2 protein-coding genes are annotated in these 1618 nt (G+C 30.9%); one reads left to right on the top strand and one right to left on the bottom strand.

Annotation, left to right across the window (positions count from 1 at the left end):
- Positions 1-18: 18 nt before the first annotated feature.
- The gene (locus RZ74_RS06825; RefSeq protein WP_053950684.1) at positions 19-654 is read right to left on the bottom strand and encodes a VTT domain-containing protein; all 636 of its coding nucleotides are present in this window, start codon (positions 652-654) and stop codon (positions 19-21) included.
- 148 nt (positions 655-802) lie between these two features.
- Here RZ74_RS06825 and RZ74_RS06830 point away from each other — a divergent pair, with 148 nt between their 5' ends.
- Positions 803-1393, top strand: a complete 591-nt coding sequence (locus RZ74_RS06830; protein ID WP_053950685.1) for a peptidylprolyl isomerase — start codon at positions 803-805, stop codon at positions 1391-1393.
- Positions 1394-1618 lie beyond the last annotated feature (225 nt).

Genomic DNA, 1618 nt, shown 5'->3' on the forward strand with positions numbered 1-1618 from the left:
ATAATGAGTCCTTTTTATTTATGCTTTTTTATTTCTGAATAAAGCGATGATTGCTGGTAAACATGTTACCAAGATAATTCCTAGTACTACAGCTGAAAAATGTTCTTGAACGAAGGGGATGTTTCCAAAGAAGTATCCGCCACCGCAACATAGAAATACCCAAACAAAACATGCAGTAATGTTGTACTTAATAAATTTTTGATAGTTATAACCACTAGAAGCAGCAATAAATGGTGCGAAAGTTCTAATAATTGGCATAAATCTAGCGATGAAGATTGCTAAGATACCATACTTATCAAAGAAAGCTTTTGCTTTATCAAGTTGTTCTTGTTTTATGAACTTACCAATAAATTTTTGTTGTGTTAAACGATTACCGACCTTTTCACCTAAGAAGAAGTTTAGTGAGTCACCAACAATTGAGGCGATTAGGAACAATATGATAAATATAAATATATTTAGGTGATATTGTGGGTTAGCTGAAATTGCAGCTGCTGCAAATAGTAGAGAATCACCAGGTAGAAAAGGCATAATTACGATTCCTGTTTCAATGAAAATTACTAGGAATAGAAGTAAATATGTCCAATCACCGAAGTAATTAACCAGATTAATAATGTGCTGGTCAATGTGTAGTATAAAATCAATTAGAAATTGCATAGCATACTCCTTTAAGTGTTTAATTATATTTTAACAAATTTACACGACTAACATTAAAGTTTTTTTAAATAATTTATTTAAATCACTTAATCATTTAAGGGGAGTTAGATATAATAAAATATATACAATTTATAGATGGGGGATTTTAATGAGTAACTATCCGCAAATGACTAGTGATAAAAATAGTAAACCACTAGCCATTTTAAAAACAAATTTTGGTGATGTGCAAATAGCTTTATTTCCTAAGGAAGCACCACAAACAGTTGAAAACTTTATCAAACTTGCAGAAGTTGGATATTACGACGGTACAACGTTTCATAGAGTTATTAAAGATTTTATGATTCAAGGTGGAGATCCAACTGCAACAGGTGCTGGTGGAGAAAGTATTTGGAATAAGCCGTTTGATGACGAATTCTCTAAAAACTTATATAACTTTAGAGGTGCATTATCAATGGCTAATGCTGGCCCAAACACTAACGGAAGTCAGTTCTTTATAGTTCAAAGCTCTAAAATGCCTAAGAACATGAAACAACTAATGGAAGATGCTAGTTTTGAACAAGAAGTAATCGATCATTATTTAAAGAACGGTGGGACACCATGGCTAGACTTTAGACATACAGTATTCGGTCAAGTAGTTGATGGGATGGAAATTGTAGATAAGATTGCAAAAACAAAAGTAGACATTAGTGATAAACCTACTGAAGATGTAATTATAAATAAGGTCGAAATTTTTAAATAAGTTCTTGACCGGTATAAGACTTCCTGGTATTATAAATATTGCTGTTAAAAGAGGAACACGCTTCCTGATAAGTTAAAAATTTAATTGACATAGAATGTTCAATTTGATAACATGATATGGTCTCGTTAAATTAATTTATCAACAATTTGCAGTAAAAAAAGTTGTTGACGTTGAATTAATAATTTGTTACTATTAATGAGTTGTTAATTATTAACATTAACGAAC

It is taken from the genome of Apilactobacillus apinorum (assembly GCF_001281175.1).
Lineage (GTDB): Bacteria > Bacillota > Bacilli > Lactobacillales > Lactobacillaceae > Apilactobacillus > Apilactobacillus apinorum.

What these genes read in the sequence shown, in the direction of transcription:
- RZ74_RS06825 (WP_053950684.1), bottom strand. Translation starts at nt 654, where the DNA reads ATGCAATTTCTAATTGATTTTATACTACACATTGACCAGCACATTATT.
- RZ74_RS06830 (WP_053950685.1), top strand. Translation starts at nt 803, where the DNA reads ATGAGTAACTATCCGCAAATGACTAGTGATAAAAATAGTAAACCACTA.